At 38.3% G+C, this 23,297-nt stretch carries 26 protein-coding genes; 2 read left to right on the plus strand and 24 right to left on the minus strand.

Annotated elements, in window-relative coordinates; genetic code table 11:
- Nucleotides 1-8: 8 nt before the first annotated feature.
- The 14 genes from AB3I72_RS08695 to AB3I72_RS08760 form a co-directional block, all read right to left on the minus strand.
- Nucleotides 9-266, minus strand: coding sequence for a YggT family protein (locus AB3I72_RS08695; RefSeq protein ID WP_002355902.1), 258 nt, complete (start codon nucleotides 264-266; stop codon nucleotides 9-11).
- Nucleotides 267-294: 28 nt separating this feature from the next.
- Complete coding sequence (locus tag AB3I72_RS08700; RefSeq protein ID WP_002358891.1) at nucleotides 295-939, minus strand: cell division protein SepF; 645 nt, start codon at nucleotides 937-939, stop codon at nucleotides 295-297.
- A gap of 13 nt (nucleotides 940-952) precedes the next feature.
- On the minus strand, nucleotides 953-1,630 hold the full coding sequence (locus AB3I72_RS08705) for a YggS family pyridoxal phosphate-dependent enzyme (RefSeq protein WP_002358890.1): 678 nt from the start codon (nucleotides 1,628-1,630) through the stop codon (nucleotides 953-955).
- 16 nt (nucleotides 1,631-1,646) lie between these two features.
- The gene (ftsZ, locus tag AB3I72_RS08710; RefSeq protein WP_002355899.1) at nucleotides 1,647-2,879 is read right to left on the minus strand and encodes a cell division protein FtsZ; all 1,233 of its coding nucleotides are present in this window, start codon (nucleotides 2,877-2,879) and stop codon (nucleotides 1,647-1,649) included.
- A gap of 26 nt (nucleotides 2,880-2,905) precedes the next feature.
- Nucleotides 2,906-4,228, minus strand: a complete 1,323-nt coding sequence (ftsA, locus tag AB3I72_RS08715; RefSeq protein ID WP_002355898.1) for a cell division protein FtsA — start codon at nucleotides 4,226-4,228, stop codon at nucleotides 2,906-2,908.
- 173 nt (nucleotides 4,229-4,401) lie between these two features.
- Nucleotides 4,402-5,526 carry a cell division protein FtsQ/DivIB gene (locus tag AB3I72_RS08720; protein WP_002419338.1) on the minus strand — a complete coding sequence of 375 codons (1,125 nt, stop codon included), beginning with the start codon at nucleotides 5,524-5,526 and terminating at the stop codon, nucleotides 4,402-4,404.
- A gap of 8 nt (nucleotides 5,527-5,534) precedes the next feature.
- Nucleotides 5,535-6,626: an undecaprenyldiphospho-muramoylpentapeptide beta-N-acetylglucosaminyltransferase gene (murG, locus tag AB3I72_RS08725; RefSeq protein ID WP_061100740.1), complete on the minus strand. Its 1,092-nt coding sequence runs from the start codon at nucleotides 6,624-6,626 to the stop codon at nucleotides 5,535-5,537.
- 4 nt (nucleotides 6,627-6,630) lie between these two features.
- Nucleotides 6,631-8,001 carry a UDP-N-acetylmuramoyl-L-alanine--D-glutamate ligase gene (gene murD, locus AB3I72_RS08730; RefSeq protein WP_002413954.1) on the minus strand — a complete coding sequence of 457 codons (1,371 nt, stop codon included), beginning with the start codon at nucleotides 7,999-8,001 and terminating at the stop codon, nucleotides 6,631-6,633.
- Between the two features lie 22 nt (nucleotides 8,002-8,023).
- The gene (mraY, locus tag AB3I72_RS08735; RefSeq protein WP_002355894.1) at nucleotides 8,024-8,989 is read right to left on the minus strand and encodes a phospho-N-acetylmuramoyl-pentapeptide-transferase; all 966 of its coding nucleotides are present in this window, start codon (nucleotides 8,987-8,989) and stop codon (nucleotides 8,024-8,026) included.
- A gap of 27 nt (nucleotides 8,990-9,016) precedes the next feature.
- Nucleotides 9,017-11,245: a penicillin-binding protein gene (locus tag AB3I72_RS08740; protein WP_002383404.1), complete on the minus strand. Its 2,229-nt coding sequence runs from the start codon at nucleotides 11,243-11,245 to the stop codon at nucleotides 9,017-9,019.
- Nucleotides 11,245-11,652 carry a cell division protein FtsL gene (gene ftsL / locus AB3I72_RS08745; RefSeq protein ID WP_002358883.1) on the minus strand — a complete coding sequence of 136 codons (408 nt, stop codon included), beginning with the start codon at nucleotides 11,650-11,652 and terminating at the stop codon, nucleotides 11,245-11,247. Before ftsL ends, AB3I72_RS08740 begins: the two co-directional genes overlap by 1 nt.
- A 16-nt stretch (nucleotides 11,653-11,668) precedes the next feature.
- Nucleotides 11,669-12,625, minus strand: a complete 957-nt coding sequence (rsmH, locus tag AB3I72_RS08750; RefSeq protein WP_002355891.1) for a 16S rRNA (cytosine(1402)-N(4))-methyltransferase RsmH — start codon at nucleotides 12,623-12,625, stop codon at nucleotides 11,669-11,671.
- 14 nt (nucleotides 12,626-12,639) lie between these two features.
- Nucleotides 12,640-13,125 (minus strand): division/cell wall cluster transcriptional repressor MraZ, encoded by a 486-nt coding sequence (mraZ, locus tag AB3I72_RS08755; protein WP_002383402.1) that lies wholly within the window; start codon nucleotides 13,123-13,125, stop codon nucleotides 12,640-12,642.
- Between the two features lie 233 nt (nucleotides 13,126-13,358).
- Nucleotides 13,359-13,751: a DUF3397 domain-containing protein gene (locus AB3I72_RS08760; protein WP_002383401.1), complete on the minus strand. Its 393-nt coding sequence runs from the start codon at nucleotides 13,749-13,751 to the stop codon at nucleotides 13,359-13,361.
- Nucleotides 13,752-13,995: 244 nt separating this feature from the next.
- Between AB3I72_RS08760 and AB3I72_RS08765 the strand changes: the two genes are divergently transcribed.
- Nucleotides 13,996-14,961, plus strand: a complete 966-nt coding sequence (locus tag AB3I72_RS08765) for a magnesium transporter CorA family protein (protein WP_002387038.1) — start codon at nucleotides 13,996-13,998, stop codon at nucleotides 14,959-14,961.
- Between the two features lie 67 nt (nucleotides 14,962-15,028).
- Nucleotides 15,029-15,139, plus strand: coding sequence for a DUF4044 domain-containing protein (locus AB3I72_RS08770; protein WP_002383399.1), 111 nt, complete (start codon nucleotides 15,029-15,031; stop codon nucleotides 15,137-15,139).
- Nucleotides 15,140-15,229: 90 nt separating this feature from the next.
- Here the strand turns inward: AB3I72_RS08770 and recN are convergent, their stop codons facing one another.
- From recN to AB3I72_RS08820, 10 genes are all read right to left on the minus strand, one after another.
- Nucleotides 15,230-16,903 (minus strand): DNA repair protein RecN, encoded by a 1,674-nt coding sequence (gene recN / locus AB3I72_RS08775; RefSeq protein ID WP_368023840.1) that lies wholly within the window; start codon nucleotides 16,901-16,903, stop codon nucleotides 15,230-15,232.
- A 17-nt stretch (nucleotides 16,904-16,920) separates the two neighbouring features.
- The gene (locus AB3I72_RS08780) at nucleotides 16,921-17,370 is read right to left on the minus strand and encodes an arginine repressor (protein ID WP_002358881.1); all 450 of its coding nucleotides are present in this window, start codon (nucleotides 17,368-17,370) and stop codon (nucleotides 16,921-16,923) included.
- A 138-nt stretch (nucleotides 17,371-17,508) separates the two neighbouring features.
- Complete coding sequence (locus AB3I72_RS08785) at nucleotides 17,509-18,324, minus strand: TlyA family RNA methyltransferase (RefSeq protein ID WP_002355880.1); 816 nt, start codon at nucleotides 18,322-18,324, stop codon at nucleotides 17,509-17,511.
- A 13-nt stretch (nucleotides 18,325-18,337) separates the two neighbouring features.
- Nucleotides 18,338-19,219: a polyprenyl synthetase family protein gene (locus tag AB3I72_RS08790; protein WP_086281011.1), complete on the minus strand. Its 882-nt coding sequence runs from the start codon at nucleotides 19,217-19,219 to the stop codon at nucleotides 18,338-18,340.
- Nucleotides 19,219-19,449, minus strand: a complete 231-nt coding sequence (locus AB3I72_RS08795; protein WP_002355878.1) for an exodeoxyribonuclease VII small subunit — start codon at nucleotides 19,447-19,449, stop codon at nucleotides 19,219-19,221. Before AB3I72_RS08795 ends, AB3I72_RS08790 begins: the two co-directional genes overlap by 1 nt.
- Nucleotide 19,450: 1 nt before the next feature.
- On the minus strand, nucleotides 19,451-20,797 hold the full coding sequence (gene xseA, locus AB3I72_RS08800; RefSeq protein ID WP_016614012.1) for an exodeoxyribonuclease VII large subunit: 1,347 nt from the start codon (nucleotides 20,795-20,797) through the stop codon (nucleotides 19,451-19,453).
- A 9-nt stretch (nucleotides 20,798-20,806) separates the two neighbouring features.
- Nucleotides 20,807-21,652 carry a bifunctional methylenetetrahydrofolate dehydrogenase/methenyltetrahydrofolate cyclohydrolase gene (locus tag AB3I72_RS08805; protein WP_002355876.1) on the minus strand — a complete coding sequence of 282 codons (846 nt, stop codon included), beginning with the start codon at nucleotides 21,650-21,652 and terminating at the stop codon, nucleotides 20,807-20,809.
- Nucleotides 21,653-21,755: 103 nt separating this feature from the next.
- Nucleotides 21,756-22,208 carry a transcription antitermination factor NusB gene (gene nusB, locus AB3I72_RS08810; protein ID WP_002355875.1) on the minus strand — a complete coding sequence of 151 codons (453 nt, stop codon included), beginning with the start codon at nucleotides 22,206-22,208 and terminating at the stop codon, nucleotides 21,756-21,758.
- Entirely contained in the window at nucleotides 22,201-22,632 is a 432-nt protein-coding gene (locus AB3I72_RS08815) for an Asp23/Gls24 family envelope stress response protein (RefSeq protein ID WP_002355874.1), read from the minus strand. Before AB3I72_RS08815 ends, nusB begins: the two co-directional genes overlap by 8 nt.
- Before the next feature lie 332 nt (nucleotides 22,633-22,964).
- Nucleotides 22,965-23,285, minus strand: a complete 321-nt coding sequence (locus tag AB3I72_RS08820; RefSeq protein ID WP_061100742.1) for a MazG nucleotide pyrophosphohydrolase domain-containing protein — start codon at nucleotides 23,283-23,285, stop codon at nucleotides 22,965-22,967.
- Between the last annotated feature and the right edge of the window lie 12 nt (nucleotides 23,286-23,297).

Here is a 23,297-nt window from a genome sequence, read left to right on the forward strand (position 1 = left end):
AAAAGTTATTAATAAACAATAGCTCGTAAAATGACTGCTAAGCCACCCGCTGCTAGGTTAAGGACAATAATCCCTACCATTACGTTAAATCCAACCATTCCAATCCTTAAATTCAAACGGTCAAACAAACTTAAGTATGGTTCACAAATTCTAGAGAGCAAACGCCCGAAAGCAGAATCATATGCTCCTGGAAACCATGAAAGTAGCGCGTAAATCACTAGTAATCCTGAATAGATTTGAACGCCTTTGTATAATAGAGTAATCAGTGTTGCGATAATAACACCTCCCTATGGCTTAGAAATCAAAGAATTGTTTGTTGGCTAAAGATTGTGCTGTCGCACTATCAATTTCCATATTCGCTGGTGTGCATAAGAAGATTTCATTGCCAACGCGCTGAATATCTCCGTCTAAAGCATACACAGTACCAGTTAAGAAATCAACGATGCGTCGTGCTTGGTCTTCTTCTACTAATGTAAAATTAACTAGCACAGCTTCTTCAGCAAATAAATGTTTCGCAATGCTCATTGCTTCTGAATACACACGTGGTTCAATAATAGTAATTTTATGTGTTTTTGCATTGGCGGTGCTTTCTTGTGCTCGTCTTGTATTCGTAGTCGCTGATTGATTAGAACTACGCATAGAAACCACTTTTTTCTCTGTGTAAGCAGCTTGTTGTGTGTCTCTTTCTTGATGCGCTTCAGCAGAACGATAGCGTGCAGAAGGTTTTTCAACTACAGGCTCACTTTGTTGTGTATAAGCTGGCTGATTGTAACTTTCCTGTTGTTGAACAGGGCGTTGTGGTTTAGGCCGAGCTGCACGACGCGGTGGTTCATTAACTGCTTTGCGCTCTTCATATTCTTCGTAGTTATCATAATAATCATCTTCTTCGCCAGATAAGCCAAAAAAGCTCGATAACGCATCCTTGTTAAAAATTGACATAAATTCCTCTCCTTTACGCATCTCTGAATAACGCTGTTCCGATTCGTATAAAAGTTGCACCTTCTTCAACTGCGATCGGGAAATCGTTACTCATTCCCATGCTAAGTTCTGTACAAGGAGCAAAAGATAAATGTTTCTCATTTACGGTCATTTGCAGCTCTTTTAATTCTCTAAATGTTGCATGTAATACTTCTTCACTTGCCCCAAAAGGTGCCATAGTCATTAGACCGACGATTTGAATTTTGTCCAAATCAGCAAGTTCTTGAATGAAAGGTAAGACGTCTTCTTTACGAAAGCCGTGCTTGCTTTCTTCCCCAGTTATATTCACTTCAACAAAACAACGAATAACTTTCGTTGCTCTTTTTTGAATTTCTTTGGCTAGACTCAGACTATCTAATGCATGAAAATAATCTATCTCATTAATAATTAATTTTACCTTCCTACGTTGTAAATTACCAATTAAATGCCACTGAATATCATTAAATTTTTCCAATCCAGCTTTCTTTTCTAGTAACTTATCTACTCGGTTTTCAGCTAAATTCTGGACACCAAGCTGAACAAGCTCTGCTGCTTCCTCAATTCCTACTGATTTAGTGACGCCAATCATTGTCACATCAGCAACAGAGCGCTGTGAGCTTTTGCATGCTAGCTGAAGTTGATTATTAATATTTGTTAAGTTTTCAGCTATCATTTCTAATCGATGCTCCTTATCGTTTTCTGCGGAAAAATGGTGGCGTACTTAATTCGTCATCATTGTGATTTGGTTCTTCACGGTGGAATGTGTCAAATTCTTTTTTGTCTACTTGTTCTAATGAAGATTCATCAACTTTTGGACGTGTATTTTGTTCTCTGCGAATATCCCAATCGCCAAAAGCACTTGCTTCTTCTTGTGATTTTGGTTGATCCATTTCCACAGATTGAGTTGTTTGTTGCATTGGTTGAACCGCTTGTCTTGTTTGACGGTGCGGTTTTCTATCCTTTTTTGATTCATCAATACCTGTAGCGATTACTGTTACACGAATTTCGTCGCCTAAATCTTCGTTGATTGATGTACCTAAGATGATGTTCACATCACCTGAAGCAGCATTTGTAACGATATCTGAAGCATCTTGCGCTTCAAACAAGGTCATATCTAAGCCACCAGTAATGTTTAATAAGACTTGTTCCGCACCATCGATTGATGTTTCTAACAATGGTGAAGAAATAGCTTTTTTCGTTGCTTCAATTACGCGTTCTTCGCCGCTCGCTACACCAATTCCCATTAATGCTGTTCCTTGGTTTTCCATCACTGTTTTCACGTCAGCAAAGTCCAAGTTTACGTAACCTGGTGCAGTGATTAAATCTGAAATCCCTTGAACACCTTGACGTAATACATTATCAGCTTCTCTAAATGCTTCAAGCATTGGCGTTTTCTTGTCAACGACTTCTAATAAGCGGTTGTTTGAGATAATTAATAGTGTATCAACGTTTTCTTTTAATAAAGCAATTCCTTCAGCGGCAAAACGACCACGTTTTGGACCTTCAAAACTAAATGGACGAGTTACTACACCAACTGTTAAAGCGCCTAATTCTTTAGCGATTTTTGCAACTACTGGGGCAGCACCTGTACCAGTTCCGCCACCCATACCAGCAGTAATGAAAATCATATCCGCGCCTTGTAATGATTCTGAAATCACTTGTTCACTTTCTTCTGCAGCTTTTTGGCCAACTTCAGGTTGTGAACCAGCACCTAAACCACGAGTGTATTTAGGGCCTAATTGAATTACTGTTTCTGCTTTTGAATGTTTTAATGCTTGAACGTCTGTATTGGCTGTGATAAATTCCACGCCTTTAACGTTTTCTTCGATCATACGGTTTACAGCGTTTCCGCCGCCGCCACCTACACCGATAACTTTAATGACTGCACCGTTGTTAATGTTATTGTCTAATGAAAATTCCATGATATCGTATCCTCCTGTTTGTGTGATTAGTCGAAAATGTTCGAGAAGAAGTCTTTGATTTTGCCTGTCACTTTTTCACCAGACTCACGTTCGTTGAATTCTTCGTATTCTTCTTGAGGCTGTTCAGCATATGTGTCATAGCGAACTTCTTGTTGGACAGCGACTGATTGTGCTGGTTTCGATTTTTCACCAGGGATTGCATATTTGGCAATGTGATAAATATCGTTTAGTTGCGCTGAATATTCCACAATGCTAATGACATTAGCAAAGACTGGGTTACGTAAGCCCATGTGATTTGGTACGTATAGTTTTACGTTGGCTTCAAAAATCTCTTGCGCCAAATCGACAATACCTGGCATACTAGCGGCGCCACCAGTTAACACAACGCCTCCAGGTAATTCAAACGCATCAATTTCATCCAGAACTTCTTTTGATTTTCTCAAAATTTGTTCCACACGCGCTTCAATAATTTCTGAAAGGTAACGTTCGTCCACTCTTACAGGCTCTGACTTACCGATAACATCAACAGGAAACTCTTCGTTTGCTGAAGTTCTTTCTGGATAAGCATCCCCATAATTAATTTTTAAGGCTTCGGCGTTGTTAAAAGAAGTATTCAATACGATTGAGATATCTTTCGTGATGAACTCGCCGCCTTCTTGGTTAACATGAGTAAATTTCAATTGTTTGTCGTGGATAACAGATGTCGTTGTTTGACCGCCACCCATATCAATGACAATTGTTCCAAAGTCTTTTTCGCCATCTGTTAAAATTGTTTCTGTTAAAGCAAGCGGTGTAATCACTAATTCGTTAATTCCTAAGCCAGCTTTTTCAACACATTTACGGATGTTATGGATGATTGTTTTTGGTCCAGTATAGACAACGCCAAACATCTCCATGCGAACGCCAAGCATTCCACGTGGGTCTTTGATGCCTTCAAAGCCGTCGACGGTAAAGTCTTGCGGTAAGATTGCAACAATTTGACGTTCAGGAGGAGTTGAACGAACCAAAGCTGCAGATGCGACGTTGCGCACATCCTCATCTGTAATTTCTTTTGATTCACTGCTAACAGCTATCATTCCTTGACAGCTTTCTACTTCTAATAAATTCGCTGGTAATCCAACATTTACGCTTTTAATTTGAATGCCGGCTTTTTCTTCGGCTTGTCGAACGGCCCGTTGGATTGCTTGAACTGTTTGATCAATATCGACGACAATCCCTCGATTCAAACCGTCTGATTTTGCATTTCCAACGCCGATGATGTTCATTTGACCTTCAATATATTCAGCGACAACTACTTTGACAGAAGTTGTACCAATATCGAGGCCTACATACATTCCTGTTTTTGCCATGAACGGAATTCCTCCTCCTATTAATTCCAATATCTAAGCGGACAAAGGCGTCCGTTTAACTATCTCTTTTTTAGTATTATTCACTTCTTCCAATTTTACCATAAAAATGGGGGTTTTAGAAAGCAGATTATACGAATTTGTTCGTTAATTTTTGAAACATTTTTGTAAAAAACTTATTCTGCTTGTTGCACTTCTTGATTTTCTCCATTTGTCGGCGTACCGTTATTCGCTTCATCCGTTGCTACGCCTGCATTTGGGTCCGCAACTTCTTGATTTTCAACCGCTGAATCTTCGGAAACTTCACTGCCCGTTTCTTCACTTTCTTTTTCATACGGATAAGAAAAAATGCCGACTTCCATATCAACGATTCCAGGTTTGTCCATTTGCTCGGCTACTTGTGAATAATAAGCCATTTTTTCACTTAAATCAGAAATATTAACAATCACTCGATTTCCATCATTCATATAGACATTAATCAAGTCTTTATTGGTTTTTGATGGTGCATATTTAATTTCTGAAATTCCTTGTTTAATTTCTTGAGGTAATTTGTTGTAAGAGGCCATTAATTCAGGGATTAATTTATCCTCTTTGAAATTCTCAAAAATTGGTTTGCCACTTTCAGCAGCTTTGGTGGTTTCCGCCAAAGTTTTACCATTCTCTAAAATCGGATGATAGCCGCCTTTAGTCGCAGCAAGAGCGACAATTTGATACTCTTGAATATCAATTTTAAATGAATTAATACCATTTAACTTAATGTTCGCCTTTTTTATAATTGGAAACTTTTTCTGAATATTTGCAGAAAAATAATTTCTATTTGAATACTGCTCCCATAAGCCACTGCCCGTTTCAAGTTTTGACTGCTGAATAATCGCTTGACTCTCCACACTTTTGTTGCCTGAAACTGTTACTTCACTCAATCGACTAAGAGGCGAAACAAAATACAATGCCACTAAAATGGCTGTCCCTAAACAAGTTAAAATAAAGGCTAAACGCCTATATAAGCGCTTGTTCCGTGTTTTCTTAACGTTCGGTAAACGATCTGCAAAATGCTCCTCTTCTTCCACTGTTTCTTGTGGAAGATGTTGTTGAGGCTCTTCTTGACTTTGTTCTTGTAAAGTGATGGTGACTTCTGCTTGTTCGTTTTCACCTTTTGAAGCAGCTTCTTCCGCTTGCTTCTTCAAATATTCTTGGTTTTGTTTTTGCCAAGGTGTCAGTTCAGGTTGAGACTCTTCCGATTTTTTTGGAGGTAATGGTTTTCTTTTTTTGAATATATCGTTCTCGTTACTAATCTTCCACACCTCCTATCTCAGACTAACGTTTTCACAACTTGATACAAACGATCACTTGCATCTGGGATGCCTTCCCCTTTGGACGCCGTTGCCATCTGTTGTCTTTTTTCATTGTTTAATAAAATATCATCAATTGCCGCAACTAAACGAGCGCCGGTCAATTCTGCATCTGGAATCATTTCAACAGCACCAACTTTTACTAAGCTTTGCGCGTTTTTCGTTTGATGATCATTCGTGACGTAAGGACTCGGAATTAAAATTGCTGGTAATCCTAATGCGGTGAACTCCGCAATTGAGGTTGCTCCTGCACGTCCCACCATTAAATCGGTATTAGCCATCACTTCAACCATTTTATCAATATACGGTTGCACACTTATGTTTGTCAATTTCTTTTCAGAAAGCTTTAGACTTTCTTGAAGTTCCTGATAATATCTTTCTCCTGAAGCGTATAAAACTTGATACTCTCTCTCTTCAAACAAAGGAAAGGCCTGTTCAAACGCTTGATTGATTTTCAAGGCGCCACGACTTCCGCCAAATAAAACCACCGTTTTCTTTGCTGGATCCAAGCCAAACTCTGATAAAATAGCTGACTTTTCCACCGTTACGACTTCTTGTCCCCGCGGGTTCCCTGTCAAAATTGTTTTTTCTTTCGGGAAAAAACTAGCGACATCCGGAAAACAAATCGCAATTTTATCCACATAACGACTTAAAAATTTATTTGTCATTCCAGGGATACTATTTTGCTCATGAATAATTGTCGGTATTTTTAATTGGTGGGCCGCATAAACTACTGCACCAGAAACATAACCGCCTGTACCAATGACCACATCTGGTTGAAATTCACGAATAATTTTTTTTGCTTTATTAATACTTGTTAAAAATAAATAAATTGTTTTAAAATTTTGAGGACTCAGCGAACGCTTGAATCCTTGAATTTTAATCGTTTTAAATGGAATTTTCGCCTTTGACACAATTTGACTTTCTAAACCATTTTCTGTTCCCACATACAAGAATTCTGTTGCAGGTGCTTCTTTTTTGACGTGTTCGACGAAGGATAACGCAGGATAGATATGCCCACCTGTGCCACCACCAGTTACTAGTATCTTCATTTTCTCACATTTCACTTTCTTTTAATTGTTGAACAGCTTGCATAAAGGCTTCCCCGCGTACTTCAAAATTCGGGTATTGGTCCCAACTTGCGCAAGCAGGTGATAGTAAAATAGTATCATCTTTTTCCGAATAATCAAAGGCAATGGTAACCGCCGTTTGAACATTTTCAGCAAATAAAATTGTTTCAATGTTCGCTTTTTTAGCAGCTTCCGCCAATTTTTCTTTGGTTTCTCCAAACAAAACAATTGCTTTGAGTCCCAACAGGGCAGGAACCAATTCATCAAATGAGTTACCACGATCCAAGCCACCCGCAAGTAAAAGTAGCTTTTGGTTGTCAAACCCACTTAACGCCATCTCTGTAGCTAAAATATTGGTTGCTTTTGAATCGTTATAAAAACGTCTTTGCTGAACTTCGCCAACAAATTGCGTTCGATGGGGAACGCCTGAAAAGTTTTTCAAAGTTTGTCTAATCTGAACATTCGATACATTTTTTAATTTAGCTACACAAATCGCTGCGAGGGCATTTTCAATATTGTGACTGCCAGGAATCCCTAGCTCATCGGCGGGCATAATATATTCTTCATTGAAATATAATTTCCCATCTAAAAGATAAGCTCCTTCTACTGCTTCTTTCGTTGAAAAAGGCAATACGTTGGCTGCTGTGGTTTTAGCTAACGTTTGAAGCTCTACTTGATTCCAATTTAAAATCAAGGTGTCATCTGCGGTCATGTTTTTTTGAATGGCCCATTTTGCAGCAACATATTCTTTCCGCGAACCATGATAATCCAAGTGTGCTTCAAAAATATTTGTAATTACTGCAATTTGTGGGTGAAACGTCTCAATTCCCATTAACTGAAAACTAGAAAGTTCCATCACAAGATCATCCTTGGCTGTTGCTTCTTGAGCCACCGTACTCGCTGGAAAACCAATATTTCCCGCCAAACGCGCCTCACCAGCCGTTCTGTCAGCGTTTAGCAGTAAACCAATCATCGTGGTCGTGGTTGTTTTACCATTGGTGCCCGTAATGCCGACAATTGGACATTCGGCAATTTGACCTGCTAATTCCACCTCAGTTATGATAGGGATTTTCCGAGTTAGTGCTTCTGCCACAAGTGGATTTGTATAAGGAATACCAGGATTTTTAACGATTAGTTCAAATTCTTCATCCAACAATTCAATTGGATGCCCCCCTGTAACAACACGAATACCCAAGGTTAATAAATCTTGGGCGTCAGGGTTTTGATCAAATTGTTTTGCGTCATTAACGGTAACGAGCGCACCTAACTCATGTAAGAGTTTCGCTGCGCTGACACCACTTTTAGCTAGTCCTAAAACCAACACTTTTTTGTTTTGATAGGTTGTTATTTTTTTCATTGTCAATTTCCCCTTTGATAGATTAGAAAAGAATCCATAATGTGATTCCTGAACAGATTAAACCGACAGACCAAAAGACAAAATCAATTTTCCATTCAGACCAACCACACATTTCAAAATGGTGATGAATTGGTGACATTTTAAAAATCCGTCGACCAAATAATTTAAATGAAGCAACTTGTAAAATAACACTTGCTGTTTCACAAACGTAGACAAGTCCAATTAAAAGTAGCGTCCATTCTTGATGCAAAATAATTGAAATTGCTGCTAACAATCCACCTAATGCTAATGAACCAACATCACCCATGAAGATTTTTGCTGGTTTTCTATTATAAGGGAAAAAGCCAATCAGCCCACCAATCACACTTAGGCAGATAATCACAACATCAAATTGTTGTTGTTTCCAGGCAATAATTGCATAAGTACCAAATGAAATTGTTCCTAAACCAGCAACTAAGCCATCAATCCCATCTGTCAAATTCACGGCATTAGAAAAACCGACTAACCAAAAAATAATAAACACGCCATAAAAAATACCTAACGGAACTTCTGCTACTCCAAACAAATCTAAGGTGTCTGAAAAGCCTTCACTTCGATAAACAAAGTAGAAAACCAACCCACCAAAAATTTGACCAATTAATTTTTGACGAGAGTTCAAGCCCATGTTCCGTTTTTTAAAGACTTTAATGAAATCATCTAAATAACCTAGCAAACCGTATAATACTAAAATAAATAGAATAATTAGTAGAGACGGCGTAAATTGGTGGAAAAACAACCCCATTGCTAATGAAGTAATCAAGCTGGCTACAAGGAAAACGACTCCCCCCATTGTAGGGGTACCTGTTTTCACGCTATGCCAAGTCGGGCCATCTTCACGAGTAACCTGCCCTTGTTTTTTCATTTGAAAATAGCCAATGAATAGTGGCATTACGCTCACTGTAATGGCAAAACTCACCACTATGGGAATAAAAATCTGTGTCCACTCCATGTTATCTCTCCTAATTATTCTACGTTATTATTCTGTGCCTTCTAAAGTCACGGTTAATTTTTTCTCCGTAATTTCAGTTTCAGCAGCAATACTTTGTTTCGTCACATAGCCTTCACCTTTAAACTCGACAGTCAAACCTAATAGATCACCAAACTTGGTAACATCGCTCTTCGACCAGCCGGTTAAATCAGGCATATAGTTTGTTCCATTTGTGATCAAAATCAATTTTTGATTAGGCATTAATGTTTGACCAGACGGCGTTGATTGTTTCTTGATTTTTTCACCATCGCCGATAATCACAGGATCAACCCCGTTCACTTTGGCATTGGCCAACGCTTCCGCTGGTGTCATGTTTTTATAATCAGCAACTGTGACTTTATCAGAAGCTACTTTCGTTGTTTCCGGATCTGTCTCTTTAATGTCTAACGCTAATTTCATTAATGGGTTTGCAATGGCCGCCATTGCTTCTGAAGGCGAACCTGATTTTGCTTGTCTAAGTGTAATATACAAAACATATTCAGGATTATCCGCTGGGACCATTTCCACTACAGAAGACAAGACTTGACTTGCTCCATCAACGTACCCTTTACCATCTGAAATCTGGGCAGTTCCTGTTTTGGCAGCAACATGATAGCCTGGTACTTTATAAATATCATACGCAATCCCGTAAGTCGGGTCTTCAACAGTATCAATCATGTACGTACGAATCTGTTGAGCTGTTTGCGCTTTGATTGGGGTTCCTACGATTTGTGGTTCCGTAATCGTTTCTTTTCCTGTATTTTTGTCAACAATTTTGCTGATGTAATGAGGTTGCAACATTGAACCGTCATTTGCAATAGCTGAGAAACCTTTCATCATTTGGAAATTAGTAACCGTAATTGCTTGACCAAATGCCGACATTGCTCTATCTACAAAGTTTGTTCCTGGCAATTTACCAGCAGATTCACCACTTAAACCTGAATGCGTGCTCGTACCAAAACCAAATTTTTTCAAATACTCCATCCATTTTTCATCACCCATTTTTTGTTCTAGTTTTACCATACCAATATTACTAGACCAAGAAATGGCTTGACGATAATTCAAATATTCTTTGCCGTTCAACCGAGTGTAGTCATGGTCATTCACAGTTACATCCCCAACTTGAATTCCACCAACACGATTGAATAATTCATTAGGATTAAACTGTCCTTGTTCCATAGAAGCAGCTGTTGTAAATAATTTGATTGTTGAGCCTGGTTCATAAGGACTTTCAACTAATAGGTTCTGCCACGTGCCATTATCGTCTAACCCTTGTTTCGTTTCAGGATTAAATGTTGGCCGTTGAGACATGGCAACAATTTCGCCTGTTTTTGCTTCCATTAACATGGCAGTCATAGAAACTGGTTCATATTTTTCATTAACTTGCGTCATTAAATCTTCTAAGGTATTTTGCAAGCGACTATCCAGCGTTGTGTAAATATCTTGACCATCCACTGCTTTTTTCTCTTCCGCCACAGTTCCTGGTAAGGCATTGCCATAAATATCTTTTTCAAAATATACACGGCCATCGGTTCCGCTTAAAATATCATTATAGGTCTGTTCTAGTCCCATTGCGCCTACTAAGCCTTCTTTATCATCATCTGGATTGGCTGCTTTCGTATAGCCAATAAAGTGAGAAGCAAACTGCCCATTGGGATATAATCTGGCTGGATGTTCATTGAAATAAACACCTGAGATTTTTTTCTTTTTCAAATCTGCTTCAATTTTTTGGCGTGTTTCCAAGGTAATGTTTTGACCACCTGCACCAAATTCCACTTGATATTGTGTTGACCCATCTTCATGGATCCCATTATTCAAGTATTTCAATGCTGTTTTTTTGTCTAGTTTGGTATATTTCGCTAAAATTTCAGCAATATCATCGAAGTCTTTTTTCTCAGCATATAGCTTTTCATTATTTTGTCCCGTATATTTTTTTGATAATACGACATATAACGAGTAGGAGGTAGCATCTTCTGCGATTGGATTACCATATCGATCTAAAATTGATCCTCGCTTAGCTTTTACCACTTGGCTTCCTTCATATAAAGAAGCTGTTTTTTCCTTTAGTGAGACACCGGCTACTTTGCCTGTTGCCACAATGTATGTCGTTCTAAAGGCAAATAAAAAGAACAATCCAATACTCGTAGCGAATAAAATGATGCCTACTTTTTTACGATTGTTCATCGGATTTAAGTTTTTCTTTTTCATGAATTGTTTAAATTTATGTCTTTTACTCATTATTTAACAGTCCTAACATTGTCGCCGTTATTTTCTAGCCCTTGTTTTTTAGCGACATCTTTGATTCGATCTGATTTAGAAAGTTCGCTTCTTTCTTGTTCCAATTTCAAAGCGTTATCTTCCTTTTCTTTAATGACTGCTTGTGTTTCTGTAATATCGTTCATGGTTTGGACAATTGTCGTTCTTACTTGAATTGTCGCAATTGCAATACCAATCGTTGCACAAACTAATACAACACCGATTAATTTTTCTAGCAAAGAGACATTTTTTAGTTTCTTTTTGGGTAATAGAGTGGGGACAGGTAGTGTTTCCTCTTGCATTTTTCTGTCTTGCTCTGTTGCCACAGTTGGCTGATCCATTTCTGGTGCTTCATAATGGAAATCATTTACTTTCTTCAATTCAGCCATGTGTCTACCCCTCTCTCTATCTAGATTTTATTTTTTCGGCAATGCGTAACTTCGCACTTCGTGAACGATTATTCTCAGATAACTCACTGTCACTTGGTAAAATTGGTTTTCTGGTAATTACTTTTAATTCTGGTTGAAATTCTTCTGGTACCACTGGAATGCCTGGTGGCAAATCTTGTACCGTACTGTATTCTTTAAACATTGTTTTAACAATACGATCTTCTAACGAATGGAACGTAATCACACTGATTCTGCCATTTTTCGCTAGCAAATCAATTGCTTGTTCTAGCGACTCTTCAACTGCCCCTAATTCATCATTAACGGCAATGCGAATTGCTTGGAAAATTCGTTTTGCGGGATGCCCACCTTTGCGTCTTGCTGGAGCTGGAATCGCCGTCTTAATAATCTCAACAAGTTCACCTGTTGTTTCAATTGGTTGCTTTTCGCGAACACGTTCAATTTCTCGAGCAATCTGTTTCGAAAATTTCTCTTCCCCATAACGAAAGAAAATTTTTACTAACTCACTATAACTATACGTATTCACCACTTCGCGAGCCGTCAAGGGTGCGTCTTGATCCATGCGCATATCTAAGGGCGCGTCTTGATGATAGCTAAAACCACGTTCTGCTTCATCTAATTGTGGTGACGAAACACCTAAATCGTATAGAATTCCATCAACATGGAACACCCCGTGTTCTGCCAATTCTTCTTTAATATTTCTAAAATTTGATTTGATGAAGGTCACTTGACCTTTGTCTACATATTTCTGCAAACGAGTCTTAGCATGTGCCAACGCTTTTTGGTCTTGATCAAAGGCATATAAATGACCGTGCTCATTCAATTGTGTCAGTAAGTATTCACTATGTCCGGCACCACCGAGTGTGCAATCTACGTATACGCCATCCGGCTTCACTTGTAATCCATCCACTGTTTCTTTTAAAAGAACGGTGTAATGGCGAAATTCTTCAGTCATCATTTGCCTCATTCCTAAAATCCAAAATCAATCATTGTTTCTGCTAATTCATCAAAGTTTTCTTCAGCTTCATCAGAGAATGCATGCCAACGTTCGTCACTCCAAATTTCAATTCGGTTAGAGACGCCAATAACAACACAGCCTTTTTCTAAACTGGCATGTGTTCGTAAATTCGCCGGAATATTGATACGACCTTGCTTATCAATCTCACATTCTGTTGCAGCGGAATAAAAGAATCGTACGAAGGTACGTGCATCTTTCTTAGCTAAGGGCATTTCTTGAAGTTTTGCTTCAAGTTGTGACCATTCATTTAAAGGATAACCAAATAAACAGCCATCCATCCCTCTCGTTACCACAAATTTTTCACCAAGTTCCTCACGAAACTTTGATGGAACGATTAGGCGGCCTTTGGCATCGATATTATGTTGGTATTCACCCATAAGCATAGCCAATACACCCGCTTTTCCACTTGATAGAACAAGTCTACCACATCCCACCACTTTCTACCACTATAAATCTAAAAACTTCTATTTTTTAACTGTTATTTAAAATTTCTGTAATATTTACAGGGTTTTATGTAACAAGCATCATCCAACAAAAAATGTTATTATAACAAGGTTTTTACTATGTTTTTTATCAAATAACCCCCAAAATAACAAAAAAACCCCACGGAGTGGGGAGTTGTGGGGGACATTTTCCCACAGCGTATTTCCCCTATTGTCTCCACGCTTTATTACAGTAGATAATGACTGATATTTAGCAAGATAAGCAACACATACAACACAAACGTCAGTAAAAACGTCAACCGCCAAAACATCTTGAAATATCGTCTATATAAAATCTCTCCATAATAATAAGCTTGAAACAGGGCAACAGCGACTCCTAATAACAAAATAGAAATCACAAAATACGGCATAATCGATTCATCATAACTATCTTTGGATAACTCATGGATCCCTATGAATAAAAACGGAATGGCCAAATCCGGTGCTTTTATTTTCCAACGTTCCGTTAGGGAAAAAGTGGACACGAGAAAATTGCACGCAAAGAGCACAATTACCGGAAAAATATACCAAAATAACATTATTGCCGAAAACGACACCATTCTCTCAACAAATCCTTTCATTCCACCTGCTATAACTATACTTCATCAACGTTACACAGATGTTTCATTTCGTTTAAATATATGTGCTAAAAGCCCTTTTTGCTTGCTTTTTCATATAAAAAACGGATTACTTATCAAACCATTTTCAAAACGAGGCCTCACCTATCGCGGCCACTTATTTTTGAATGTTTTTTATAAGCTTTTCTTCTCGTATTGTGTCATACTTCTATTATAATGGATTTAGAACAAAAAATGTTGATTCGGGGTGAATCTTTTGATTAATTATTTATTATTGAAAAATGACTATTTTGAACCTTGTTCACCAGACGATGAAGCCCTAAGTTGGATTTCGGTAGAATCTCCTACAGAAGAAGAAATCGAACGTCTCGTCAATCAATACCACTTACCAACAGATTATCTTACCGGCGTTTTAGATGATGAAGAAAATGCTCGAGTGGAAGGCTTCCGCCACGAAAAATTACAAACGCCTACGTTACTTTTATTTCGTTATCCCAAAGCTAGTATCAGTCCTAGTGGCTATCTGCAAGTAGAAACGGTGCCGATTGCTTTAATCGCAACCATTGATAACAAACTAATTACTGTTAGCAATGGGCCTAACGACATCGTTCATGGGATTCAAAAAGAGGCGTTCACGCATCAAGATCTTTCTATTGAAAAGGCCTTAATTTTAGCCCTTTCATGGAAGATGGCCCTTTCCTTCAATAAAAACTTACAAGCACTTATCCAACAAACCAACAAACTTGAAGGAGAGCTCCAAGTAGCCACAGAAAATAGTCAATTGTATCAGATTATGGACATTCAAAAAAGTCTAGTTTATTTCGAAGCAGCTTTAACGGATAATTTAAAAGTATTAAAACGTTTATATAGCGCTGAAATTTTTAATCATCCAGAAAAACATTTGCCATTTTTAAGGGATATTTTGATTGAACTAGAACAAGGACTGAATACGACTAAAATACAACTAAAATTAGTTGATAACATTAGTAATACTTTTTCAGCAATCGTTTCAAATAACTTAAATAATGTCATGAAAATTTTAACATCCTTAACAATTGTCCTAACCATCCCGACCATCATCGGAGGAATTTACGGCATGAATGTGAAACTCCCTTTTGCAGAGCATGAATATTCTTTTTGGATTATTTTTGCTATCACTACCTTAATCTGCGTAATTAGTATTCGAATTTTAAAGAAAAAGAATCTCTTATAACTTTAGGTTGCTGTTTTCAGGAAAAGGTTGTACACTATTAGCAGAAATTAAAAAGGACGTGTCATTTATGAACGACAAAGAACAAAGTCGCTTTTCAAAAATCACGAAAGTCGTGGTTTGGCTAATGCTGATCGCAATTGTAGGTTCAACTGTTTTAACAGCGATTCTTAGTCTTTAAACTGGAGAACTTCTTCACACATTAAAAGTAAAAAAACAGCCCTTTCTATCAATTGAAGGGGCTGTTTTTTTACTTGCTCAAATAGAGCGGCTATTTTTTCGCCATCGCCAACAGCTCTTGTGCATGTTCAATGGTTAATTTCGTAATTTCACTTCCTGCGAGCATACGCGCAATTTCGTTTACTCGCTCTTTTTCAGATAAAATTCGGACGCTTGTTTCTGTCCGACCCGCCACGATTTCTTTTTCAATAAAATAATGTTCATCGGCAACGGCCGCCACTTGTGGCAAGTGCGTGATACACAACACCTGCGAATTTTCTGAAATTTGATAAATTTTATCGGCAATCGCCTGTGCTACTCGGCCACTGACTCCTGTATCCACTTCATCAAAAACAATACTAGTGATCCCTTGCGTTTGAGAAAAGATTGTTTTCATAGCCAGCATCACTCGCGAAAGTTCTCCGCCAGAAGCCACCCGAACTAACGGTTTTAATGGTTCCCCTGGGTTAGTAGTAATATAAAATTCTACTCCGTCTAAACCATTTTCTTGTAAATGCTCAAGTTCTGTAAAGCGGACTTCAAATTCCGTTCGCTCCAAATATAGTTCTTTTAATTCGGTTAAAATTTGTTGTTCGAGCTCTTTGGCTAGGCGCTTTCGTTCTTTTCGTAAAGCTAACGCTTGTTGATGAGCGGCTTGTTGTTTCTCTGCAAGCAACGCTTCTAAGTCACCTGTACCACCTTCCAAAAAATCAGCCTCTGCTAACTCTTTGGTAATTTCTTCATAGTAAGATAAAATCGTTTCGATTGAATCGCCATATTTACGTTTCATTTGACGGATTAATTCCAAACGATTTTCTACTTCATTCAAGCGACCTTCGTCTAGTTCTAAGCCATCAATCAACCTAGAAAGATCTCCACTAGCTTCTTGTAGTAAGTAGTAAGCATTTTGAACAGTATCTGACAATGTTTTGTATTCTGGATCAAGGGATTCAATCGAAGCGAGTTCATTCATACTTGTTCCGATTTTATCCAAGCTACTATCGTCTTCGCCATTTAGCGCGGCATAACTAATCGTCAGTGCATCAGCAATCTTTTGAAAATTGTTCAGTTTATTGCGTTCTTCTAGCAATTGTTCTTCTTCGCCAGCGACTAACTGTGCACTAGCAATTTCATCACTTTGAAAATGAAGCATGTCCATTCTTTGGGCAAATTCTTTTTCATTTTTTTGTCGCTTTCTGACTTTAGCTTCGAGTGCGCGATACTCTTGATATGCCCGTGTATATTTTTCTTTGACTGCTAAAAGTTTTTTCCCACCAAATTCATCTAACATATCAATATGGCGTTCACTTTGCATCAATTCTTGATGTTCGTTTTGGCCATGAATATCTACTAAATATTCTCCAATTCTTTTTAAATTAGTAATGTTGACAATTCGTCCGTTGACACGGCAAACATTTTTACCAGAAGCGGAAATATCTCGTTGAATCACTAAAGAATCTTCTTCTGTTTCAATACCTAATTCTTCTAATAATTGCTTTAATTCTTGACTTTTCGGCATTGAAAAAAGTCCTTCTAAGGTGCATTTATTTGCTCCTTGACGAATATAGTCACTGGAGCCGCGTCCGCCTGTGAGTAATCCCATTGCATCAATAATGATGGATTTACCCGCACCCGTTTCTCCCGTTAAAACGGTCATACCCATTTGAAACTCTAATTGTAACGAAGAGATAATCGCAAAATTTTTCACGGAAAGTTCTTGTAACATCTTGTTCACCTCATTCTTTATAGATAGCTTAACAGCTCTTTATGAAGTTTTTCTGCCGCCTCCTCAGTTCGTGCAATCATGAGGACACTATCATCATCGTTGATGACGGCAAAAAGTTTCTCTTGGTAATTCTTTTCGATTAAACTACCACACGCCGCCGCATTGCCAGGAATGGTTCGTAATACGACATATTTTTCCATTTGTTCTGCAGCTACAAAGGCATCTTTTAAAAGCTTTGCAAGTTTAGCACTCGTATTAGCTTGTGTTTCTAATGGAAGGCTATATCGATAACCCCCTTCTGCAGAAGGAACTTTAATCAGTTTCATATCTTTAATGTCGCGAGAAATCGTTGCTTGTGTAACAGCTACGCCCTTTTCTTGTAAATAGTTGACAAAATCTTCTTGCTTTTGAATATTTTTTTCAGTCAATAAACGTGTAATTAAACGGTGTCTATCTTGCTTTCTCATGGCGCCGCTCTCCTTTTCAGTTTACTCTTGCCCTCATCATAGCTTATTTTTATGCATTTTAAAAGATGAATTACTAGATTTATACAAAAAAGAAGCTTTCACCCGTAGGCGTCCACTTCTTTCTTCTAACTTTTCTCATCATTCCGCTAATTTTTGATGCGCATGCGCGACAACTTCTTCAATGGATTCTGTTGCTTGATAGGATCCTTCCCCTTCAACAGAAACTAAATGTGCCAAAAATTCAATGTTTCCTTCGCCACCAGTGATTGGTGAAAAATCTAAGTTTTTCACATCATAACCGTTATTCATGGCAAAGCGTGTAATTTCCTCCACAACCATTTGATGGGTTTCTGGATCACGAACGATTCCTTTTTTCCCAACAAACTCTTTGCCAGCTTCGAATTGTGGCTTAATTAACGCCACCACACTACCACCTTTTTTCAAAATATCATGGAGAGGTGGCAAAATTAAGCGTAATGAAATAAAGGAAACATCAATCGTTGCAATATCCGGCACCCCTTCGGTGAAATCTTCAGGTTTACTATAGCGAAAATTGGTACGTTCCATTACCACCACGCGTTCATCTTGCCGAATTTTCCATGCTAGTTGGTTATAGCCAACATCTAAAGCGTAACTCAAACGAGCCCCATTTTGTAAAGCGACATCGGTAAAACCACCTGTGGAGGAACCAATATCTAGCATTGTTTTGCCTTGAACGTTGATTGCAAAAACATTTAGTGCCTTCTCTAGTTTTAAGCCCCCACGAGAAACATAAGGCATTACTTGGCCCTTAGTATGTAAGGGTGTCTCCACAGAAATTTTTTCCCCTGGTTTATCTAAACGTTCATTTTTATCATTGTAAACCAAACCAGCCATCACGCTGCGTTTTGCTTTTTCTCGTGTTTCAAATAGTCCTTGATTAAACGCTAAGACATCGACGCGTTCTTTTTTCATAAGTGCCTTCTTTCTATCTCAATTGTAACTGAGTTAACAAGTTTGCTAAATGTTCTTCTGAAAAGTTGGGAACATTTGCTTTGATTTTTTCTAAAACAGCGCTGCCCTCTGCTAATTGATGTGTTAGCGCATCTTTCGCACCGGCAATCCCTAAAAGAGCTGGATACGTACTTTTATTCAACGCTTCATCTCGGCCTACTTTTTTACCTAAATCTGCTTCTGTACTTGTGGCATCTAATAAGTCATCACGAATTTGAAAAGCCAAGCCATAGTGATGCGCAAACTGTGTCAGTAAACCAATGACTTCTTCTGTTTGATTGGCTAATACGCCCCCAGCAATTAAGGCGAATTCAATTAGCGCTCCGGTTTTCTTTTCATGAACAGCCGCTAACTCTTCTAAAGTCAAGCTGACTTTTTCTCCTTCAATATCACCCATTTGGCCGGCAACCATGCCTTGATTCCCCGCTGCCTTTGCCAGTTGTTGCATCAGTAAAACTTTTTCACTTAAGCCTAATTGGCTCAAAGAAAGTAACTGAAATGCGCCTGTTAATAAGCCGTCCCCTGCTAAAATGGCAGTCGCTTCACCAAACACTTTGTGATTGGTTGGATTGCCACGACGTAAATCATCATCATCCATTGCTGGTAAATCATCATGAATTAATGAATACGTATGAATCATCTCTAAAGAGGCAGCCACTTGATAGTCTTGTGTTTCCATCTCTTTTTGAAAAGCGGCCACTGTTGTTAGCACTAATAGCGGGCGTAATCGTTTGCCACCTGCGTGTATCGAGTAGAGCATCGCTTCTTTCAAACGCTCATTTTCAGTATATTCTGCGATAAAATCGACCATGACTTTTTCAACCAACGGTAAATGCTGTTGACTAAAATTCGTCATTACGCTTCCTCGCTCTCTTCAAAAACAATTTCTTCATTGTTTTCTGTCATCATTTTCGTTAAAGTTTTTTCCGCTTTTTCCAATGTATCTTGACATTGTTTACTTAATGCCATGCCCTCTTGAAAGGCAGCTAAGGCTTCTTCCAAAGGAACATCTCCTCGTTCTAAGCGCTGAACGATTTCCTCTAAGGCATTTAATGATTCTTCAAACGTTTTTTCTTTTGCTGGCATGTTAAAACTCCTCTTTTTTCGCTGTTATTGTTTCGACGTTTGCTTGAACTGTACCGTCAGCATAATGAATCGTTAATTGATCTGCTGGCTGTAACTCGGTAACAGTTTTAACGACACGGTCCTCTTTTGTAGTATAACTATATCCTCGACCCATAATTTTGAGTGGGCTGAGTAAGTCTAATTGTTGAACAGCAGACGTGAATTGCTTTTGTTTGTTTAGGAACAATTGTGTCATTTGTGTTTGCAAGTTTCGTTGTAAAAATGCCAACTGTTGCTGACTTTCTCTTAATTGTCCCTTTGGTGTCTGTTGTTGCAATTGAGCGATAATTCCTTGGGCTTGACGTTGTTTTTGGTGATGAATTGTTGTCATTCCTTGGAAAAGACGTTGCGTCATTCGATCTAATTTAATCGTTTGACCTTCATAAAGTCGCTCAGGTTGCTTAAACACATAAGAGTTTTGTAGTCGTTGGAAACGTTCTGTTCGTTGTTGTAAGAGATATAAAAAGCTTTGTTCTAAACGACTACGCCGTTCACTAATTCTTAATAGTTCTTCATTTAAAACTGGTACCGCTAGTTCCGCTGCTGCCGTTGGCGTTGGTGCACGAACATCTGCTACCATATCGGCAATTGTCACATCTGTTTCGTGCCCAACCGATGAAATAATCGGTGTGGTAGCAGCATGAATGGCTCGAGCTACCTTTTCTTCATTAAATGGCCATAAATCCTCGATTGAACCACCGCCACGGCCGATGATCATCGTATCAAAATCGCCTTGCGCATCGGCTCGCTGAATGTTCCGCACAATGTCATCCGCCGCCTGCTCGCCTTGGACCAAGGTTGGAAAAAGGACCAGTTGTGCAATCGGATACCGTCTTTTAACTGTCGTAATGATATCCCGAATGACAGCACCACTAGGACTTGTAACCACAGCGATTCGTTTGGGATAACGAGGCAACTGTTGTTTAGGCCCTTCAAAAAGTCCTTCTTTTCCTAGTTTTTCTCTTAATTCTGCCAATGCTTGATAAAGTGCACCGACACCATCTGGTTCCATATGTTCAATATAAATTTGATAGGAGCCGCTGTTTTCATAAAGCGAAATCCGCCCCACCACCATGACTTTCATGCCTTCTTTTGGTTGAAACTTCAATTTTTGAAAGGCTGATTTAAACATAATTGCAGAAATCTTCGCATGATCATCTTTTAAACTGAAGTACTGATGCGCGTTCGCTCGGAAGCGAAAGTTCGAAATTTCACCTGTTAAATAGACACGTCCTAAGTAAGGGTCTGCATCAAATTTACGTTTTAAATACTTCGTTAAGGCTGTTACTGTTAAATACTGTTGCGTCATTTTTTCACCTTACTTTTGTTTTTTTGCTGCCTCGACTGTTTGATACATTAACATGGTAATCGTCATTGGGCCAACACCTTTGGGAACCGGCGTGATATAGCTTGCAATTTCAGAAACTTCATCGAATGCTACATCACCAATCAGTTTTCCTTCTTGATTGCGATTCATACCCACATCAATCACTACCGCACCTGGTTTCACGAACTCTTTGGTGACAAAATGCCCGCGTCCAATTGCTACAACTAAAATATCCGCTTCTTTTGCAACTTCTGCTAAATGTTCAGTTTTAGAATGGGCAATCGTCACGGTCGCATTTTTCATTAACAATAATTGTGCCATTGGCTTGCCAACAATATTGCTTCGACCAATAACCACCGCACGTTTACCTGTTAAATCAATATCATAGGCTTCAAACATCTTCATAATTCCATACGGTGTGCAAGGAATCATTTCAGGTTTGCCTACAAACAAACGGCCTAAATTCATTGGATGGAACCCATCTACATCTTTTTTGGGATCAATTGCTAATAAAATCTTTTCTTCATCAATATGTTTTGGCAAAGGTAGTTGTACAAGAATGCCATGAAAGCGTGAATCTTGATTATATTTGTCAATCTCAGCCAATAATTCTTCTTCTGAAATAGTTTCTGGCAGTTTTTCGACCTTTGACAGAATGCCAATTTTGGCTGCTGCACGTTCTTTATTTCTCACATACGTTTGGCTGGCAGGATTTTCCCCAACTAATAAAACAACTAATCCTGGTTGGATGCCTTGTTGTGTCATCTTTTCTACATCTTTTTGAATCTCTGCTTGCATTTGATCTGCTAATTCACGACCGTTAATTACTGTACTCATTCCTTCGCTCCCTCTATTGTTTCTTTACTTCTTTAATAGTATTTATTTTAGCATATAACCCAGTATCTTAACACCAGTTAGATAGTAAAAAAAGATTCAGAGCTTACGCCTCTGAATCAATTTCTTTCATTACATTTGATAACACACCATTAACAAATTTACGTGAACGGTCGTCGCTGTATTTTTTACTTAACTCAACGGCTTCATTTAATGCCACAATGTTTGGCACATCTGAAACGTATAGCATTTCAAAAATAGCTAAGCGTAAAATAACAATATCTATTTTTGCTAAGCGTTGCATAGACCAGTTATTACCTAAATGGTTCGTAATCACTTCGTCTAGTTCTGCTTTGCGGCTACACACACCGCCGACAAGTAAATCTAAATACGTAGGGACTAGGTCTTCGCCATCTTCACTGACGATTTCCCGATTATCATAAGCCAATGCATAATCAATGGCATCTTGTTTGGTTAAATCAGCATTAAAATCTAAAGGAAAAAGGGCTTGGAGCGCTTTTTCACGAATCTCGTGACGGGTTAATTCTGTTTTACTCATTCTCTTCTCCATCTTCATCTTCTGGGAATAATTCATTTAAGTCTGGTTGAGGGATTTTTTCAGGTACTACCGCTACAACATGAATATTCACTTCAACTAAATCAATATCTGTCATAAATAAGACTTGTTGTTTCACACGGTCTTGCATTTCTAACGCAACTTTTGGTACAGAAACACCGTAGTTCAAGTAACAATAGATATCGACTTTTAAGCCTTCTTCTTCTGTTCGTAAATATACACCTTTGCCGTGTGCTGCACGGCCTAATAATTCATTCACATTATTGGCAAACGTGCCACGCATCCCATAAACGCCCTCTACTTTTGAAGCAGCGATTCCGATAATTACTTCAATGACTTCAGGAGCGATCACGATTTCTCCTAAAGAATCGTTTGCATTGATTACAAGATTTTTTTCTTCTGACATTTGGTTGTCCTCCTTATCTATTACGCACAAAATCGTTAAATAAACGATTTATTTGATGAATCACTAAGTCTCTTAAGGATTCTCTTTTAAGCAACGGATGATTCTTAAAAATTAAAACAACACTGGTTTCTTCAGTTAGTTGTGAAAGAACGTCCAAATTTTGCTTATCAATACTCGTTCTTAGTTTATCATTAATTAGCCTATTTCGCTACCAGAAAAGCTAAGTTCTGACTAAAAGAACAGATAATTTCTTGTCATAAATTTCTAATTCAAGGCTTTAGACGTAAAAATAAGAAAGACCAAGTAATTTTGGCTTTCTTATTTTTACGTCTTTATTCTTCAGGATAACGTTCCATTAGTTTCGTCCGATGCTTTTGCATAATCATTTCTAAAGAGATGTCATATTTATCGGCTAAAATAAATAAATTATCCAACACATCGCCTAACTCTTCCGTTAAGTTTTCCAGATTCTCTTCATTCGCCAAAACTGTTTCATCCGGTCGATCACGGCCAATTTCAATTGTCCGAATGGCCCGACAAACTTCGCCGACTTCTTCTGTTAAAAAGTTGGAACGAATAAACGGATCATATTGATACCAGTTACGTTTTTTATAAAACGCGCTAATAAACCGCTGATACTCTTGGATATCCATGTTCTCCCAACC

The sequence above is a fragment of the Enterococcus sp. GC34 genome, assembly GCF_040886645.1.
Taxonomy (GTDB): Bacteria; Bacillota; Bacilli; order Lactobacillales; family Enterococcaceae; genus Enterococcus; species Enterococcus faecalis.

Bases quoted from the DNA above. Each gene is read 5' to 3' on its own strand.
- AB3I72_RS08700 (WP_002358891.1), bottom strand. From the start codon at position 939: ATGTCAATTTTTAACAAGGATGCGTTATCGAGCTTTTTTGGCTTATCT.
- AB3I72_RS08705 (WP_002358890.1), bottom strand. From the start codon at position 1,630: ATGATAGCTGAAAACTTAACAAATATTAATAATCAACTTCAGCTAGCA.
- ftsZ (WP_002355899.1), bottom strand. From the start codon at position 2,879: ATGGAATTTTCATTAGACAATAACATTAACAACGGTGCAGTCATTAAA.
- ftsA (WP_002355898.1), bottom strand. From the start codon at position 4,228: ATGGCAAAAACAGGAATGTATGTAGGCCTCGATATTGGTACAACTTCT.
- murG (WP_061100740.1), bottom strand. From the start codon at position 6,626: ATGAAGATACTAGTAACTGGTGGTGGCACAGGTGGGCATATCTATCCT.
- murD (WP_002413954.1), bottom strand. From the start codon at position 8,001: ATGAAAAAAATAACAACCTATCAAAACAAAAAAGTGTTGGTTTTAGGA.
- mraY (WP_002355894.1), bottom strand. From the start codon at position 8,989: ATGGAGTGGACACAGATTTTTATTCCCATAGTGGTGAGTTTTGCCATT.
- AB3I72_RS08740 (WP_002383404.1), bottom strand. From the start codon at position 11,245: ATGAGTAAAAGACATAAATTTAAACAATTCATGAAAAAGAAAAACTTA.
- ftsL (WP_002358883.1), bottom strand. From the start codon at position 11,652: ATGGCTGAATTGAAGAAAGTAAATGATTTCCATTATGAAGCACCAGAA.
- rsmH (WP_002355891.1), bottom strand. From the start codon at position 12,625: ATGACTGAAGAATTTCGCCATTACACCGTTCTTTTAAAAGAAACAGTG.
- AB3I72_RS08760 (WP_002383401.1), bottom strand. From the start codon at position 13,751: ATGAAAGGATTTGTTGAGAGAATGGTGTCGTTTTCGGCAATAATGTTA.
- AB3I72_RS08770 (WP_002383399.1), top strand. From the start codon at position 15,029: ATGAACGACAAAGAACAAAGTCGCTTTTCAAAAATCACGAAAGTCGTG.
- recN (WP_368023840.1), bottom strand. From the start codon at position 16,903: ATGTTACAAGAACTTTCCGTGAAAAATTTTGCGATTATCTCTTCGTTA.
- AB3I72_RS08780 (WP_002358881.1), bottom strand. From the start codon at position 17,370: ATGAGAAAGCAAGATAGACACCGTTTAATTACACGTTTATTGACTGAA.
- AB3I72_RS08785 (WP_002355880.1), bottom strand. From the start codon at position 18,324: ATGAAAAAAGAACGCGTCGATGTCTTAGCGTTTAATCAAGGACTATTT.
- AB3I72_RS08790 (WP_086281011.1), bottom strand. From the start codon at position 19,219: ATGACGAATTTTAGTCAACAGCATTTACCGTTGGTTGAAAAAGTCATG.
- AB3I72_RS08795 (WP_002355878.1), bottom strand. From the start codon at position 19,449: ATGCCAGCAAAAGAAAAAACGTTTGAAGAATCATTAAATGCCTTAGAG.
- xseA (WP_016614012.1), bottom strand. From the start codon at position 20,797: ATGACGCAACAGTATTTAACAGTAACAGCCTTAACGAAGTATTTAAAA.
- AB3I72_RS08805 (WP_002355876.1), bottom strand. From the start codon at position 21,652: ATGAGTACAGTAATTAACGGTCGTGAATTAGCAGATCAAATGCAAGCA.
- nusB (WP_002355875.1), bottom strand. From the start codon at position 22,208: ATGAGTAAAACAGAATTAACCCGTCACGAGATTCGTGAAAAAGCGCTC.
- AB3I72_RS08815 (WP_002355874.1), bottom strand. From the start codon at position 22,632: ATGTCAGAAGAAAAAAATCTTGTAATCAATGCAAACGATTCTTTAGGA.
- AB3I72_RS08820 (WP_061100742.1), bottom strand. From the start codon at position 23,285: ATGGATATCCAAGAGTATCAGCGGTTTATTAGCGCGTTTTATAAAAAA.